The organism is Pseudoalteromonas sp. H71 (assembly GCF_001468485.1).
Lineage (GTDB): Bacteria > Pseudomonadota > Gammaproteobacteria > Enterobacterales > Alteromonadaceae > Pseudoalteromonas.
In genome coordinates, this window is sequence record NZ_LODI01000002.1 from 203,269 (window position 1) to 220,144 (window position 16,876).

18 protein-coding genes are annotated in these 16,876 nt (G+C 41.0%); all 18 read right to left on the reverse strand.

What is annotated here, in order from left to right:
- Positions 1 to 3: 3 nt before the first annotated feature.
- Positions 4 to 771: a protein phosphatase CheZ gene (locus tag ATS71_RS03110; protein WP_058403494.1), complete on the reverse strand. Its 768-nt coding sequence runs from the start codon at positions 769 to 771 to the stop codon at positions 4 to 6.
- Positions 772 to 789: 18 nt separating this feature from the next.
- Positions 790 to 1,173, reverse strand: coding sequence for a chemotaxis response regulator CheY (gene cheY, locus ATS71_RS03115; protein ID WP_008132609.1), 384 nt, complete (start codon positions 1,171 to 1,173; stop codon positions 790 to 792).
- 39 nt (positions 1,174 to 1,212) lie between these two features.
- Positions 1,213 to 1,902: an RNA polymerase sigma factor FliA gene (locus ATS71_RS03120; protein ID WP_058403563.1), complete on the reverse strand. Its 690-nt coding sequence runs from the start codon at positions 1,900 to 1,902 to the stop codon at positions 1,213 to 1,215.
- A 26-nt stretch (positions 1,903 to 1,928) separates the two neighbouring features.
- Positions 1,929 to 2,789, reverse strand: a complete 861-nt coding sequence (locus tag ATS71_RS03125) for a MinD/ParA family ATP-binding protein (protein ID WP_006792753.1) — start codon at positions 2,787 to 2,789, stop codon at positions 1,929 to 1,931.
- Positions 2,782 to 4,236 carry a flagellar biosynthesis protein FlhF gene (gene flhF, locus ATS71_RS03130; RefSeq protein ID WP_058403495.1) on the reverse strand — a complete coding sequence of 485 codons (1,455 nt, stop codon included), beginning with the start codon at positions 4,234 to 4,236 and terminating at the stop codon, positions 2,782 to 2,784. The genes ATS71_RS03125 and flhF overlap by 8 nt, the downstream gene beginning before the upstream one ends.
- Before the next feature lie 20 nt (positions 4,237 to 4,256).
- Positions 4,257 to 6,365 carry a flagellar biosynthesis protein FlhA gene (gene flhA, locus ATS71_RS03135; RefSeq protein WP_058403496.1) on the reverse strand — a complete coding sequence of 703 codons (2,109 nt, stop codon included), beginning with the start codon at positions 6,363 to 6,365 and terminating at the stop codon, positions 4,257 to 4,259.
- 73 nt (positions 6,366 to 6,438) lie between these two features.
- Complete coding sequence (gene flhB / locus ATS71_RS03140) at positions 6,439 to 7,569, reverse strand: flagellar biosynthesis protein FlhB (RefSeq protein ID WP_010555918.1); 1,131 nt, start codon at positions 7,567 to 7,569, stop codon at positions 6,439 to 6,441.
- A gap of 9 nt (positions 7,570 to 7,578) precedes the next feature.
- Complete coding sequence (gene fliR / locus ATS71_RS03145; RefSeq protein WP_006792749.1) at positions 7,579 to 8,358, reverse strand: flagellar biosynthetic protein FliR; 780 nt, start codon at positions 8,356 to 8,358, stop codon at positions 7,579 to 7,581.
- Between the two features lie 3 nt (positions 8,359 to 8,361).
- Positions 8,362 to 8,631: a flagellar biosynthetic protein FliQ gene (locus ATS71_RS03150; RefSeq protein WP_006792748.1), complete on the reverse strand. Its 270-nt coding sequence runs from the start codon at positions 8,629 to 8,631 to the stop codon at positions 8,362 to 8,364.
- A 40-nt stretch (positions 8,632 to 8,671) separates the two neighbouring features.
- Positions 8,672 to 9,412, reverse strand: a complete 741-nt coding sequence (gene fliP / locus ATS71_RS03155) for a flagellar type III secretion system pore protein FliP (protein ID WP_058403497.1) — start codon at positions 9,410 to 9,412, stop codon at positions 8,672 to 8,674.
- A 4-nt stretch (positions 9,413 to 9,416) separates the two neighbouring features.
- Complete coding sequence (fliO, locus tag ATS71_RS03160; protein ID WP_058403498.1) at positions 9,417 to 9,800, reverse strand: flagellar biosynthetic protein FliO; 384 nt, start codon at positions 9,798 to 9,800, stop codon at positions 9,417 to 9,419.
- Complete coding sequence (gene fliN / locus ATS71_RS03165; protein ID WP_006792745.1) at positions 9,797 to 10,195, reverse strand: flagellar motor switch protein FliN; 399 nt, start codon at positions 10,193 to 10,195, stop codon at positions 9,797 to 9,799. The genes fliO and fliN overlap by 4 nt, the downstream gene beginning before the upstream one ends.
- A 20-nt stretch (positions 10,196 to 10,215) precedes the next feature.
- Positions 10,216 to 11,307: a flagellar motor switch protein FliM gene (gene fliM, locus ATS71_RS03170; protein ID WP_010555915.1), complete on the reverse strand. Its 1,092-nt coding sequence runs from the start codon at positions 11,305 to 11,307 to the stop codon at positions 10,216 to 10,218.
- 9 nt (positions 11,308 to 11,316) lie between these two features.
- Positions 11,317 to 11,844 (reverse strand): flagellar basal body-associated protein FliL, encoded by a 528-nt coding sequence (gene fliL / locus ATS71_RS03175; RefSeq protein WP_058403499.1) that lies wholly within the window; start codon positions 11,842 to 11,844, stop codon positions 11,317 to 11,319.
- Positions 11,845 to 11,901: 57 nt separating this feature from the next.
- Positions 11,902 to 14,172, reverse strand: coding sequence for a flagellar hook-length control protein FliK (locus tag ATS71_RS03180; RefSeq protein WP_058403564.1), 2,271 nt, complete (start codon positions 14,170 to 14,172; stop codon positions 11,902 to 11,904).
- A gap of 95 nt (positions 14,173 to 14,267) precedes the next feature.
- A complete protein-coding gene (gene fliJ / locus ATS71_RS03185) occupies positions 14,268 to 14,714 on the reverse strand; it encodes a flagellar export protein FliJ (protein WP_058403500.1) in 447 nt (148 codons plus the stop codon).
- On the reverse strand, positions 14,714 to 16,048 hold the full coding sequence (gene fliI / locus ATS71_RS03190; protein WP_058403501.1) for a flagellar protein export ATPase FliI: 1,335 nt from the start codon (positions 16,046 to 16,048) through the stop codon (positions 14,714 to 14,716). The genes fliJ and fliI overlap by 1 nt, the downstream gene beginning before the upstream one ends.
- A gap of 18 nt (positions 16,049 to 16,066) precedes the next feature.
- A complete protein-coding gene (gene fliH / locus ATS71_RS03195) occupies positions 16,067 to 16,873 on the reverse strand; it encodes a flagellar assembly protein FliH (protein WP_058403502.1) in 807 nt (268 codons plus the stop codon).
- Positions 16,874 to 16,876: the final 3 nt, after the last annotated feature.

Genomic DNA, 16,876 nt, shown 5'->3' on the forward strand with positions numbered 1-16,876 from the left:
CTCTTAGAAGCCCAAACTTGATAAAAGATCATCGACTTCATCTTGATCAGATACAACATCATTACGTGATTCTTTATCAATAATAGGGCCTTCTGGACCTGCTAAAGTTTGTTCGTCTAATGGTTCATTTGTTTTTTGTTGTTCTATTTTTTCGACTTTACCGTCGTTTTGATCAGCAAAGGCAGTCAAAAGATGGATCAAGCTTTCTTCAACTTCTCTAACAAGCTCAATAACCCGGCGAATAACTTGCCCGGTTAAATCTTGATAGTCTTGCGCCATAAGTACATTTGTCATCAAACTTTGCAGCTCATCGGTTTTATGATGAGAATTGTTCATAAACTTATCAATGCTGTGGCATAACGATTTAAACTCTCCTAACTCAATCTCTCGATTCATTAGGCGATCCCATGTCGGTTTGATATGAGATATCTCATCCGCCAACTGCTGAGCAATTGGTAGGCTAGCCTCAACAGCATCCATTGTTTTATTTGCGGCATTTTCTGTCATTTCTATAACGTAATTAAGCCGTTTTTTTGCATCTGGAATCGCATCGGTAGTTAAGTCAGTTAAGCGAGTGTCTAGCTCGAAGCTTTTTAAAGCTTCATGCAATTGACGGGTTAACTTTCCAACTTCAGCAAATATTTCAGATTGCTCCTTAGAAGCAGTATCTAAAATTAACTGATTGGCTTTGTCTTGCTCACCGTTTTCTAGATAAACAACGAGCTGACGAGCTTGTTCTAAAGTTATTTGAGGCGCAGCAAGTGCTGACATAAGCCTCTCCCCCTATCATTAGCCTAAACGTTCAAATACTTTTTCTAATTTAGTTTTGAGTGTTCCAGCAGTAAATGGCTTAACAATATAACCATTAACACCTGCCTGTGCTGCCGCTATAATTTGTTCTTTTTTAGCTTCAGCCGTTACCATCAATACCGGAATGTGTTTAAGCTTATCATCCGCACGTATTGCTCTTAGCAGGTCTATACCCTGCATTCCTGGCATATTCCAATCGGTAACAACAAAATCAAATACTTGATTTTGTAGCATTGGCAAAGCGGTTGACCCATCGTCTGCTTCTTGAACATTAGTGAAACCTAAGTCACGCAACAGATTTTTAATAATACGTCTCATTGTTGAAAAATCGTCAACAACCAGAATTTTCATGTTTTTATCCAAAACATCCCCCAGTGAGGTCTTAACCTTGTTTACTTACTACTAATTTATCCAGTCATTGATTTTAGCTTTGAGCTTAATCATCGCCTGACCATGTATTTGACTTACACGCGATTCGCTTACATCGAGTATATGCCCTATTTCTTTTAAATTCATTTCATCGTTATAGTACAAAGACAGCACCATTGCATCTCGCTCTGGCAAAGATTTTATCGCACCTAATAAAGACTCATTAAACCGCTCATTTTTAACGTTATTAAACGGTTTGTCTAGCGCTAAATCTTGATCAACTGGACTGATGACATCCTCGTCGACACCAAGGTCTTCTATACCTAGTACTTTACTTGCATTTACATCGTTTAAGATATGATGGTACTCATTTAACGAAATTTCAAGTTTTTCAGCAACTTCTATATATGTAGGCTCACGGCTTAAGCTTTTTTCTAAAAAAGCAATTGTTTCAGCCACCAAACGGGGTGCCCAATCGCCGCGTCGCATTTCGTCAAGCATTGCGCCACGAATACGAATCCCTGCAAACGTTTCAAAGCTGGCGCCTTTGGTTGCATCAAAGCTCTTAGATGCTTCAATCAGGCCAATCATGCCTGATTGTATTAAATCGTCCAGCTGAACGCTGGCAGGTAAACGCGCTATAAGGTGACATGCCACTTTTTTGACGAGTGATGCATGTTTTTCAACAATCACATTTAAATTTTGTGCTGATTGATATCCCATAACTTTATTCACCAATGTTGTCATAATTAGCCGTTTACTAGTTTCTCTATGAAAAACTCCAGATGACCCGATGGTTGGTTAGGTATTGGCCATTTAACTGCTTTTGTTGCTAGCGCTTGAAACGCCAGTGCCGCAGGCGAATTTGGAAAAAGTTCTACAATAACTTTTTGACGGCGTGTTGCCTTACGCATATTTTCGTCGTAGGGAACCGTTGCAACCAAGTCCATTGATACATCTAAAAAACGATCGGTTACTTTGGAAAGTTTAGCAAATAACTCTTGCCCTTCACGCATGCTGCGGACCATATTTGCAACAATTTTAAATTTATATACACCATGCTCACGGCTCAATACTTTTATCAGCGCGTAGGCATCTGTTATTGATGTGGGCTCGTCGCATACAACAACCATTACATCTTGTGCTGCGCGGGAAAAACTCAGCACCATGTCAGAAATACCTGCTGCAGTATCTACAATTAAAATATCAAATTCTGTATTTAATTCGCTAAAAGCTCTGATGAGTCCCGCATGCTCTGAAGGCGACAATTCAACCATGCTTTGAGAACCCGACGTCGCGGGTACAATTTTAATACCTGCGGGGCCTTCAACTAGAATTTCATCAAGTTCGCATTCACCAGATAAAACATGTGATAAGTTACGTTCAACACGCAGCCCTAGCATAACGTCACAGTTTGCTAAGCCTAAATCGGCATCAAGAACCAATACTCTGTTACCTTGCTGGCCTAATGCAATTGCAGTATTAAGAGAAACATTTGTTTTTCCTACTCCACCTTTACCGCCAGTGACAGCGATAACTTTTACGCCGTTGTTATTGTTTTGACTCATTTTGCGCAGGCCACTTGCTTGATCTAATACTGTGTTAATCATACATCCCTACTGTGCTTGGCGCCACTGCTTGGTGCCTTGAATGTTGTGCTTTTGCTCTTTTTAAATAGAGTTGCTCAGCCTTTTTAACTAGTTTTTCAGCATTTGCAACTCGAATATCTTCTGGTACTCGTTGACCGTTAGTAAGATACCCTATTGGAAGGCGATTTTGAATCGCAATACTAATAATCTCACCTAAACTTAAAGATTCGTCTAATTTGGTGAATATACAACCACTTAACTGCACTTTCTTAAAGTGTCTAACGGTTTCTTGCAACACGTGTATTTGCGATGTTGCGCTGAGCACTAAATAACTACGAATATCAACGCGCTGGTTACGCATAAGAGTATTAAGCTGCTCAGTTAAACGTAAGTCGCGTTGGCTCATACCCGCAGTATCAATTAATACTAGTCGTTTATTTCGTAAATGATATAAAACTTCAGCTAATTCATTAGCATCTTTAACTTGCTTAACGCCACAACCTATAATTCGACCATACGTAGCAAGTTGCTCATAAGCACCAATTCTGTATGTGTCGGTTGTGATTAAAGCGACTTTGTCTGCACCGTACTTTTGTGCACCAAGTGCAGCTAATTTAGCAACTGTGGTTGTTTTACCAACCCCAGTTGGGCCAACCAAAGCGTATACGCCGCCTTGACGTAAAATTTCGTTATTGGTTGTCTGCATCTGATCTTCAACCATTGTTAAAAGTGCTTTCCAACCTTGCTGACGAGACACATCGTCAGGTACAAAGCACGCCATTTGCTCTGCAACATCTTTATCTATACCCATACCAACTAAACGATCAATCATGCATGCACGAGTAGGGTCGCGTCTTGCCATGTCTTGTTGCATGAGCCCTGATACTTGATGCTCTAACAACTGACGAATGGCATTCATTTCGTCACGCATTGACGAAATTTGCTCACTTTCATTATGTTTAGTTTCTTGACGGTTTGTCACTGGGGTATCAAGGTCATCAAAATCACTTTCTAGGTCATCAAACCCTAGGCTGTCTGCTTGTGTTTGCGGACGAGCTGAAGCTTGACGTTCATTGGTAAATATAGGTCGAGGACGCTGTTCTTGCACTGGCTCTTGGTAGTTGTCTGTAGTATCAATACCTGATTGCGAAAACATAGAAGCCAGTTCTGCAGAGCGAGGACGTGGAGCTTGACGCTCTAATAATGCTTGAAGACTATCAGCTACTTTCGCTTGTGGCTCTGGTTTTACAAAATTATGCACTTGCTGTGACTTTGCAAAACTTTTTGCTGGCGCACTTTGCGGTTGCTCTTTTTTAGGGGCTGCTTTGTCATAATCAACTGCTGCTACAATTTCGACACCGTTAGCTAGCTTTTTATTCGACATAATAACCGCATCAACACCTAATTCGTCTTTAACTTCTTTAAGTACTGTGCGCATATCTTTAGCAAAAAAACGTTTTATTTTCATGATTCAACCCCTTTAAAATCTTATTGTTGGCCTACAGAGCTGACTATCTTGATCTGTCTTTCATCTGGTACCTCTTGATAAGACATCACCCTTAAACCCGGGATGGTGTACTTAACAAAACGAGATAACACAGTGCGTAACATTCCCGACGTTAGCAATATTGAAGGTTCACCGGACATTTCTTGGTTTTGATGCGCTTCGTTTAGTGACACTTGAAGCCGCTCTGCAAGTCCTGGTTCTATACCGGCACCTTCGTCGCCTGCATTTTGTAGTGACTGATGCAACATCTGTTCCAACTCAGGCGCCAAGGTTATGACAGGGATTTCTGACGACATACCTACAGCATCTTGAACTATTAATCGGCGTAATGAAATACGCACTGCAGCCGTTAATACATCGGGGTCTTGACTACGCGGGCCATACTCAACAAGCGTTTGTACAATTGAACGCATGTCGCGAATTGCAACCCCTTCATTAAGTAAGTTTTGTAGTACTTTTACAATCACAGTTAACGGTAATACGTCAGGAACTAAACCTTCAACTAAGCGAGGGTGACTTTTACCTAACATGTCTAATAAGTTTTGTACTTCCTCGTGGCCTAACAGTAGTGCTGCGCTGTTTGTGAGTAACTGGCTAATATGTGTAGCCACAACCGTGGCTGAATCTACCACGGTATAACCTAGCGATTGTGCCTCGTCTTTTTGATCTGGTTTTATCCATACCGCATCAAGTCCAAAAGCAGGGTCTTTAGTTTCAATCCCTTTAATTGGCCCAAATACTTGACCAGGGTTTATTGCCAGTTCATCACCATGCTTAAGTTCACCTTCACCTGTAGATACCCCCATAAGCGTAATTCTGTATGCATTAGGGTCAAGCTCTAAGTTATCGCGAATATGTACGGGTGGAACTAAAAAACCCAGCTCTTGAGAAAGCTTTTTACGTACTCCCTTAATACGATTTAGTAGTTCTCCGCCTTGAGATTGGTCAACCAAAGGAATTAACCTGTAGCCTACCTCTAATCCAATTACATCTACTTGCTGAACATCATCCCAACCCAGTTCTTTTTGTTCTTGTTTATTAGCAACGCCCGTACCAGCAGCTCCATTTGCAGCAGCTTCAGCCTCTGCTGCAGCCACTTTTAGTTTACTTTGTTGAGTGTAGTAAGCTAAATAACCTAATAATGCGCCTAGGCTTAAAAATGCTAAATGAGGCATGCCCGGTACTAAGCCCATGGTAATTAAGATACCAGAAGCTATAAATAATGACTTCTCGTTGCCAAGTTGTTTCTTAAACTGGTCGCCCATATTGAGTGACTCGTTTTGACGTGTTACTACAATCGCTGTACCAATCGATAGTAACAGTGAGGGAAGCTGAGCCACTAGGCCATCACCAATCGTAAGCAGTGTGTAAACTTCCATCGCTTGGCCAAAACTTAAATCGTGCTGGATCATGCCAACAAATAAACCACCAACAATGTTGATAATTAAAATGACAATACCAGCAATAGCATCACCTTTTACAAACTTACTTGCACCATCCATTGAACCATAGAAGTCAGCTTCGCGAGTAACCTCTTCGCGGCGATCACGCGCTTGCTCTGCACTAATGAATCCTGCGTTTAAATCGGCGTCAATTGCCATTTGTTTACCTGGCATTGCATCAAGTGTAAAACGTGCTGATACTTCAGAAATACGCCCTGCACCTTTGGTAATTACAACAAAGTTAATAATGATAAGAATTAAAAATACCACTAGGCCAACAGCATAGTTACCGCCAATAACAACAGACCCAAAGGCTTCTATCACTTTCCCCGCGGCATCTCCACCATTATGTCCTTCAAGTAGTACAACACGCGTACTTGCTACGTTAAGTGCTAAACGCATAATTGTGGCGATAAGTAACACGGCCGGAAACATACCAAACTCAACCGGTTTCATGGTGTAAACCGTTACGAGTAGTACCACCAACGCCAAAGCAATATTGAATGAAAAAAGGATATCAAGTAAAAATGGCGGTAACGGTAAAATGACCATTCCCAAAGCTGCAAGCACAAGCAAAGGTGTACCTACGCCTTTTGCATATTCTTTTTTGTCTGCGTTAAGTTGTTGTAATACCGCTTTAAAACTCATAATTCTACAATTTCAAAAAATTGACACTACGTAGAATTAGCAATAACTATTCCAAGTTAATAAAGGAGTAATATTAATACCTGTAAGCATCTGGGATGGGGAGCTTTTTATTAAGCTTTGTCGGGCGTTTTCCGCGACCTTTATTGAAGCGTTTCAGCTGAAAAACATAAGCTAACACCTGTGCAACGGCAGTGAAGAGTTGATCAGGAATTTGTTCACCCACTTCTGCGGTATGATAAAGCGCTCTCGTAAGCATGGGCGACTCAACAATTGGTACATCGTTACCATTTGCCACCTTTCGTATTTGCATAGCAAGTTCATCTACGCCTTTTGCAAGCACTATAGGAGCACCTGCTCGCTCTGTATCGTATTTTAACGCTACAGAATAATGCGTTGGGTTAGTAACCACAACATCGGCATCAGGCACGTCTTGCATCATTCTTTTTTGAGACATTTGCCTTTGAGTTTGCCTAATACGCGCTTTTATTTGAGGATCACCTTCAGAGTTTTTGTACTCGTCTTTTACCTCTTGCAGTGTCATTTTTAACTGCTTATGGTGAGTATGACTTTGATACGGCGCATCAATTGCCGCAATAATTACCAATGTGCATGATAATGCCAAAAACATCCACGAAAGTATTTCGAGCGCATGAATAATATTGTTAGGCGCAGACTCAATGCTTAAGTGTAAAATTTCGTCGAAAAAAGTATTAATTAGAAAAAAAGCAAAGCTTGCAACGACTAAGAATTTTAAAATAGCTTTAGTGAGCTCTACCGCTGCTTGCGGACCAAACATACGTTTAAAGCCTTTAAACGGAGACATTTTGCTTGCTTTGGGAGCGGCTGCTTGCCAACTAAAATTAAAGCCACCCAATAAAGTGTTGCCTATAATGCCTGCAAACAAAATAATGAATACAAACATAGCCATAGGAAAAATAAGCGCATCAGCCACACTAGACCAAACCGCAAACATTTTAGTAGTGTCGTAGGTTTCATTTCGATTAAGGCTAAGCATTCTGCCCATAATATTGTATAAACCCTTACCAATTTCAGGGCCGTACATTAACAGTGAAATAGCTGAAAAAATAAGTACAAACATAGTACCTAGTTCTTTAGAACGAGCAACCTGCCCTTTCTTTTTAGACTCTTCTATTTTTTTCCCTGTGGGTTCTTCTGTTTTTTCTTGACCTGAATCTTCAGCCATAACGCACTCCTAAGGCGAGCAACCAACTAAGGTACACATTAGTTCGATCATTTTAAGCCACTGAAATTCAAACTGCAGAATAAAGTTGCCTAATGTTGCCCAAATAATGACAAGCCCTGCTACAAGCGTGAATGGAAAACCAATCGCAAAAATATTTAGCTGCGGCGCCGCACGTGTCATAATGCCAAATGAAATATTAATAACCAGCATTGCTGTCAATGGGGCAAGTGAGAGCACTAAAGCTGTTGTAAACATCCAGCCGCCCCAAGTTACAATATCCCAATAGTGGTCTACCGACCACCAATTACCATCAATTGGCAGCACTTCAAAACTATGCACAACCATTTGTATCATCATTAAATGGCCATTAAATACAAAAAATAATAGTGTTGCTAAAATAAGAAAAAACTGGCCAACCGCCGGAACGCTAGCACCATTAGAGGGATCAATAACAGAAGCAAAACCCAAACCGGTTTGCATAGCAAGTATTTGACCTGCCAATACAAAGGTATTGAGGAGTAAGGTAGATGCAAAGCCAATCGCGATTCCAATAAGCATTTGCTGTATCACTACTAAAATCATTTCGAACGAAAACAGGTTAGTAAATGTAGCAGGAGGAAGCACTGGAACAACCAACAGAGTCACGACGACTGATAAACCCAGCTTTATACGTGTTGGCACATTTTTAGCGCCAAGACCCGCCATTATCATAATCATGGAGCTAATTCTTACCAAAGGGAGTAAAAAATCGCTCAACCATTGAATGACAACTGAAAACGGGTACTCCACTTGTTAACCTGCAATTTCGGGGATAAGCAGCACTAACCGAGTAAAAAAATCCATTAGCTCCTGAGTGAACCAGTGGCCACCAACAATTAACGCGCTAATAGTGATCAATAAGCGAGGCAAAAAACTCAACGTTTGCTCATTGATAGACGTAGCCGCTTGAAACACCGCAACCACTAGGCCAATAATTAAACCTGGAACAACAATAGCTGATACTAATTTAATAACTAAGAACAGTGCATCGCTAAGAATATCAACAAAAATTTCCGGTTCCATGCTGTAATCCTATCTTTTAGTTACATTCAAACAATACATACTATGTGCCTAAACCAAAGCTTTTTGCTAGGGTTCCCATCACTAAGCTCCAACCGTCTACAAGTACAAACAGCATTATTTTAAAGGGTAAGGAGACAATCATGGGGGAGAGCATCATCATACCCATAGCCATGAGTACGGATGCAACAACCAGATCAACAATTAAAAAAGGTATAAAAAACATAAACCCGATAATAAATGCAGTTTGTAATTCGCTTGTTACAAATGCGGGTATAAGTACAATTAACGGGGTCTCTTCTGGTGATTCTAGCTTGTCGTAACCAGCTATCTTAGCAAATGTTTCTAAGTCTTTTAAACGAACCTGCGAGAGCATAAATGCTTTCATTGGCTCTTTTGCGAGCTCCAATGCTTGAACTGAAGTCACTTGCTCACTCAAATAAGGTTCTATGGCTACGTCATTTACCTTTTGGTAAATAGGCGCCATGATAAAAATACTTAAGAATAAAGACATGCCCAACAGTACCTGATTTGATGGCGTTTGCTGCAAACCAATTGCCTGGCGTAGTATAGCCAACACAACAATAATACGTGTAAAAGACGTCATCATTATTACGGCGGCAGGTATAAAGCTCAGCGCCGTCATAATGGCTAAAACTTGCAACGTCACTGAGTAATCTTGTGTGCCATCTGCGTTTGTTGTAATGGTAAGCGCATCGATACCTTCAGCGCTTACGCTTGGAACAAACATAATGGCGAAAATAATTAGCAGCCACTTAATCATAGGTTCAGTTCTTTTTATTTTGTTTTGATTTGGGATTTAACAGTTTGCTAAATTGTTTAGCAAGTTCTGGAATTTCTTTTTCACTCAGTGGTGATTCTAATTTATGAAGGTAGTTAATGCTGTGCGGCGTGACGCCTAATAAATGCTGCGCATTATCAATCTCTACCACCATTAAGCGTTCGCGGGAGCCTAAGGGAAGACTTCGAACCACTTTAAATTCATCACTGTTTGCCAAATTAGGATTAAGCTTTTTTACAAAAATAGCCAGAACAACAATGAGCACTAGCACCACAATAAGCGAAAGCACCATGGAAATTAAATCGCCCGCAGGTGTAACCGACTCTGTTTTTGTAAATACAGAAGCTGTTAGCGCAAAAAAGGCACTCATCGTAGCTTTTTGATCCGCTCTACTTGGCTGATAACATCCGTTAAACGAATACCAAACTTGTCATTTACCACAACCACTTCACCATGGGCAATCAAGGTACCATTAACCAATACATCTAATGGCTCACCAGCAACACGATCTAGCTCTACTACTGAACCTTGGTTAAGTTGTAGTAAATTACGAATATTAATTTTTGAGCGCCCAACTTCCATCGATATTGTCACTGGGATGTCTAAAATTGTATCGAGCTTGCGCTTTTCTTCGCCCGTTATTTCGCTTTTTTCATCACTTAATTCATCAAGTTCGGCAACTTGCGCTTCGCCAGCATCATCGCCGCCTTCAGCCTCAGCAAGTGCGGCTGCCCATTCGTCCATTGTATCTTGATCATCGCTCATACGTTTAACCTTTTAATCAATTACCAGTCTAAGTCTACACCGTCTGAAAGGTGTAAATCTTCTTCTAATTCTGCTAACTCTGCATCTGAGTCAATTTTCTTGCCGCCTTTAGTAAATACATGCAGCTCAGATTTAACTGAATCAGGTCGTTTAATTTTTTCACTAATTTGTAGGGCGACATTATCACGAGAACGACCCATTTTAGCTCTGAATGTGGGCAGCTCTTCTACAAATACAGTAATATGCTCTGGCATTTCAACAGGAATAATATCACCTGCTTTAAGCTCCATTATTTGTTGAAGTGTTAAGTCGACCTCTAGAAGCTGAGTCGACATATCAACTTCAACATCCATTATTTCATCTCGTAATGCTTTACTCCAACGTAAGTCGGTATCTTCGGTGTCTGATTGAACACCTGCATCCAAAAGTTCCCTTATTGGTTCGAGCATTGAGTACGGCAAAGCAATGTGAAAATCACCGCCACCGCCATCAAGTTCAATATGAAAAGAGCTAATAACCACAACTTCAGTCGGGCTTACAATATTAGCCATAGCAGGATTTACCTCTGAATCGAGGTACTCAAACGACACATCCATGACCGGTGCCCATGCCTCTTTATAATCTTCAAAGATTATTTTTAGTAGCATTTGCACAATTCGGCGCTCTGTGGGGGTAAATTCACGGCCTTCAATTTTTGCGTGGTAGCGACCATCACCGCCAAAAAAGTTATCCACCAAAATAAACACTAAACGTGCTTCCATGGTGATCAAACCGGTTCCTTTTAACGGTCTAAAACGCACCATATTTAAGCTGGTTGGTACAAACAAGGTATGTACGTACTCACCAAACTTTATCATTTGAACGCCATTAATGGATACTTCCGCTGTACGGCGCATCATATTAAATAGGCTAATTCGCATATGGCGAGCAAAGCGCTCATTAACAATTTCCAGCGTCGGCATGCGACCACGTACGATTCGATCTTGCGAAGAAAAATCGTACTGTAGCGTACTTCCCCCGCCATCTTCGCCATCGTTTATATCTTCCTCTTCAACGTCATCAACACCGTGTAATAGCGCATCAATTTCGTCTTGGGATAATAAGTCGCTCACGCTAACCCCTTATTGCATTACAAAGCCGGTAAACAATACCCGCTCAATTACTTTACTGCCTTCAACGTCATTTAAGGCGGTTTGCACTGTCTCCAGTGCAGAAAAACGCAGTGTTTCTTTGCCTGCACTGGTACTTAACTCATCTGCAGTAGTCGTTGAAAATACGCTGAGTAACTTACCTTCGATAAGCGGGATATGCTTTTTAGCGGTTTCTTCATTAACTTCGCCACGAACCAAAAGCTGCACTTTAATTTGTACAATTCTATCTCTGCTAGAGCCCGGTACGTTAAATACAAATGGTCTAGGCATCGCAACGTAAAGAGCGCTGCCTATCTCTGCAGATGAACCAGAAGCCTCTGGCGCTTCTTCTGAAAGAGTTGTTTCTTCATCTAACGTCTCAACTGGCTCATCCGAGCCCGACATTAAAAAGAAACCCGCAGCACCACCTACAACTAGCAATGCTGCTGCAATAATAATTATCAGCTTTTTTTTACTTTTAGGCGCTTCTTCTATTTCTAAACTTGTTTCTTCAGCCATCATCATTCCTTATATCGCAAAGGTATTTGCTTGTTTTAGTTATTATAATAGCAGTAGTTAGGCATAGTAATCTATTGATGATGATGTTTGTAGCGCAGAAGTTTGTTCTGGGCTATTTACTGGCTCATCACTTTCACTATTTGCTACTCCATTTTGGGCCAATTGCTCCCCCGAACCCGATTCATTTTGCTCAGCATTTTCGCCACCTGACTGGCCATATGAAATAGTGCTCTCACCCAGCTCCAAACCTTGCTGTGCTAGCATTTCGCGTAAACGAGGCATAGATTGTTCAAGTGCCTCTTTGGCCTGCTGGTTCTGTACCACAAAGTTAATTTGTGCTTGTTCTGCATCGCTACGAACGCGTATTTGCATGCTGCCCATTTCAGGTGGGTCAAGACGAATTTCAGCCTCTTTGTTATTAATGCTTAACATTGAACTAACGCGCTCTTGTAACAACTTGGCCGCGTCACTTTTAACTATGTTAATCGCCTGCATCATACCAGGGTCAATACTCACCTGCTTTGTCTGTGCTGTACTTTGTAACTGCTGATTTTGCGTAACCTGTTGATCCAATATCCCCATTTCATAATCAATCGAATCATAATAGCTTTGGGTACTGGTTTGGGTTGTATTTAATGCATTAGTTATAGTGTTAAACAACTGCGTAACTTTAGCCGGTGACTGCTCAGCCGTGGTATTTTTTAGCCCCTCTTTTTGCAGTTGGTCAAGCGCTTTTGTTAGATCTTCATCACTAGTAGGCTGTGCAGCTAATTTAGTTGGATCTGCGCTACTTTCAGAACCTGATTTCACACTCACTTTTTGTGGCTTATTCACCGTATTTGGTGTTTGTGAAGCTATAAAAGTAACTGGCTTTGTTGTCTCTTCACCTTTTACCGCTAAAGTAACTGCTTTGTCTATTTGCGATTCATTTGCTTGCGGCAGTTTCTGTGAATCGTTTACAGCTTTTTGAGATATTGTAAATTTAGTATCTGCCGCAATCGAGACTTTTAGCTCACCTATCGCTTGCTTAATAACCGCTAACTGTTCACCTTTTGGTTGCTCGGTTTTAATAAAAGTATTTAATTGAGTCAGTAGTCCCTGCTTTTCAGTCCCAGAAAGTGTATTAAACTGCCCGCTAGGCGACGACTTAACTTCAGTGCTTTGTGTCTGCTCGTTATCCGTTATAAATTGAGTGAGCATTTGCTTTAAAGCCGTCAACTTTTCAACGCTATTTGATGAAGAAAGCGAATCTGCTTTAATCTGATCATTTAATTTTGAAAGTTGTTCAGGCGTTAAACTTGCTAATACCTTATCTGTTTTTATTGCATTCGCATCTTTAACCGTTAGCGCATCTATCGCGTCTGCTTTTTCGGTTTCAGTGATACTTGAGTTAGCTGAAATTGCTCTTGACGTATTTTCTGCTGGTTCCGTAACTGTATTTTGAGCTACAGCATTTTGAGCTACGGTATTGGCATTAATTTTATTACTGTTCTCTGGTGTGCTTTGGGTAGTCGCAATTTTATCAACATCCGTTTTTAAAACAGTGTTATCAGAATTTATACTCGCTTCAGAAAGTGCTGAGCTTTGTGAAGGGGTTATTTTATCCGCAAAAGTGCCTTTGTTAGCCTCTGCCCCGCCGTCTTTTGCATCAGTTCCCTGAGCTATACTTTGCGTTTCTGCAGTATGTTTAACTGTATCCGATTTTATATTTAGCTGTGTTTCAACAGCCTGTGCGATAGACGTTTTATTTTGTTTTTCTGAATTTAACGAGCTACTAATATCAGCATCACCGACTAATTTTGCCACACCACTTTTACTGCTGTCAGCAATTGGCGAATGAGGTCTAATTATTTTACCTACCTCATCTTTAACAGGTAAATCTTTTGCTGGCACAGCAACATAACCTTTAACCGGCAGCTTCTCGTTTAAATCAGCAATAACGAGCGGAGTTTTTATTGTAGATGTATCTGTTAGGTGTGTATCTTTCGCATTTTCGCTTGGTTTTGTGACTTCAGTATTTATTGATTGGGATGAATTAATTTGTTCGAAAATGTCATTGCCAGACCCTTCATCTATTTTGGCAGCATTTTTGTCATCAATGTGGCTCACTGAGCTTTTTTCAACATCTGAAGCTGATGAAGCAGCAAACTGCCCGTCAGCCTGAGTCTGTTCAAACTCTTTTTTTATAGGCTCAAATGCATTGTGCGCATCTTGTAGCTGAGTAAAAAACTCCGCACCTGATTCATCACCGGAAGTAGCTAAGCCACTGTCTTTAAATGCTAAAAAAGACTCTTTATCAGCCGCAATTGAAACAGACATATCATTCATCGCCATAAATCACCTAATACGGTTACGGCAACATGTCACCGCACATTGCCCAAAATTAAATACCACCCATTAACAAAGCAATAAACGTGCCTAACTTAAGAAAGTTTTCGACGCTGAAAAAATTGATTAGATGTAAACTCATCTAACATTTTCTGTTCGTTTTTAGCAACTATAGCTGCAGCTTTCACTTTTTGATTCTCTATCAGTTTAGCAACCGCTTTCGCTTTTATTTGTTGTTTTAGCCACAGCGTTTTTCGCTGTGAAACAACTTGCTTTGCTGTATTAACAGTACTTGCCTGTTGGCGAATAGCTTCTTCAATTTTTGCAATAAACGCATGATACTGCCCAAAACCTGCACTTGATAAACCCGACTGCCCTTTTAAATGTAATTGCTGGGAGTACTCAAGTCGAAAGTCATTTAGGCCTTGAAGTTTTTGCTGATTTGCGAGCAAGTTTTGATTTGCTTGCAGGTAACTCATACGCAAGTTTTCTTCTTTTTCGCTTTCAAGCTTTAGTAATAATTCGAATTTACTTTTAGCCATTATCCTTGGCCTAATAATTGAGCAAGACCTTGTAACCCATCGTCATAACTTATTACATCACGCATACCCTGCTGTAAAAACCCGTTAACCCTAGGCATCATGTTTATTGCTTGATCGAGCATAGGATCGGTTCCCTTTTGATACGCACCTAACGTGATCATGTCTTTGTTTTGTTGGTACATCGAATACACCTGCTTAAGCACTCGCGCTTGCTGCATATGAGGTTCAGAAACTACTTGAGGCATAACTCGAGATATTGATTTTTCGATATCTATTGCGGGGTAATGTCCGCTATCGGCCAACTCACGAGAAAGTACAATATGACCGTCGAGAATGGCGCGAGCAGCATCAGCTATTGGGTCTTGCATATCGTCACCTTCACTCAATACAGTAAAAAAGGCCGTAATTGCACCTTGCCCTTCTCCCCCATTACCCGCTCGCTCAACCAAGGCGGGTAACTTTGCAAAAACCGAGGGTGGATAACCTTTTGTAGCCGGTGGCTCCCCTACAGCTAAAGCAATTTCTCGCTGAGCCATGGCATAACGTGTTACTGAATCGAGTAGCAGTAATACATTTAAGCCTTGGTCTCTAAAATACTCAGCAATAGTAACTGCGCTTTCACAGCCTTTTAGACGCATTAGCGGTGATGAATCAGCCGGTGCAGCAACAACAACTGAACGTTTACGCCCTTCTACACCAAGTATTTCTTCAATAAACTCTTTTACCTCACGGCCACGCTCACCTACCAAACCCACTACAATGACATCGGCTTCACTGCCCCGTGTCATCATGCCTAATAATACAGATTTACCTACCCCAGAGCCTGCAAACAATCCCATTCGTTGACCTTGGCCTACGGTGATCACTGAGTTTATAGCACGTACACCTACATCCATGGGTTGGCTGATGGGCCGTCTTGCTAATGGGTTTATTGTATTTTGGGCAAACTTTAAGTAATGCTCAGCATTAATTTTGCCTAAACCGTCGAGTGGTCTGCCTAACCCATCAACAACACGCCCTAATAAGCTCATGCCTACAGGTAAACCCAAATTATTTATTTGAGGAATTACACGCGCACCAGGTAGCACACCAGAAATATGATCGTTGGGCATTAAATATAAGGTTTGATCGTTAAAACCAACGATTTCGGCGTCAACAAAACCATTCATGGTTTCTATTTTACATTGACTACCAACAGGCGCTCGTAAGCCCTTAGCCTCTAGAGTAAGGCCAACTACACGCGTTAATATCCCCGCTACAGCAGGTGTATGGGGCTTAATATTTTGTTGATATTGCGATAAGCGTTCGCTTAAAGAAGCACTTTGAGCAGACATAGTACGCCTAAAAAATACTTAGATATTGCTACTATGCAAAAAGCTATCCAACGTTTCTTTGACACGTGTTTTTAGAGTCATATCAAGAGAGGATTGCGCGGTTTTCACCTCACATCCACCTCTATCAAGCGTGGGTTCGGGAACCAATTGCCAGTTGTTTTGTGCAATAGTTTGTTCGCCATAGCTTTCTTTGATTATATCTAGGTCAGTCGGGTTTAGGTGAATTTTCACTGTTTCTTGCTGCGCATTTAACGAATCAATACTGTGTTTTAATGTATGTAAAATAACCTCTGACGATGTTTGTACCTCTTGGTAAATCACCGCCTCAGCAAGCATGCTAGCCAATTGAACAAGCTGCAATTCGGCTTGTTCGTCCACCTTTTTTAGCGGTGAATTAAGCGCCTCTAAAATGCTTTTTAAGCTAATTAGCTGCTCTTCAACAATCGGTTTAATATCTTCTTGCCCTTGGGTTTTCCCAAGCTCTAACCCTTCTTTATAACCGGCTTCTTTTCCCTCACTAACGCCTTTTTCAAAGCCGTCAATGTAGCCTTGTTCATGGCCTTGCTTAAGGCCTTCTTCGTAAGCATCTTGCCTAATGCGTTCAAGCTCAACCATAGTAAGCTTAGGCAGCTCGGGTTCTTGTGGTTCATCAGCGGGCATTTCTTCGGCAAGCTCTTTTTTATAAAGCTCACTAAGGGGCGTACCATAGGCTGTTGAGCGGTTACCAAAGCTTTTTTCGTTAGGTGCTACATCTGGGATAGCCCAGTTTTTTAATAATTCATCGGCTTCTTCAGCTCGAAGTGGACGCCCTTTGAGTTTGCTCATGGC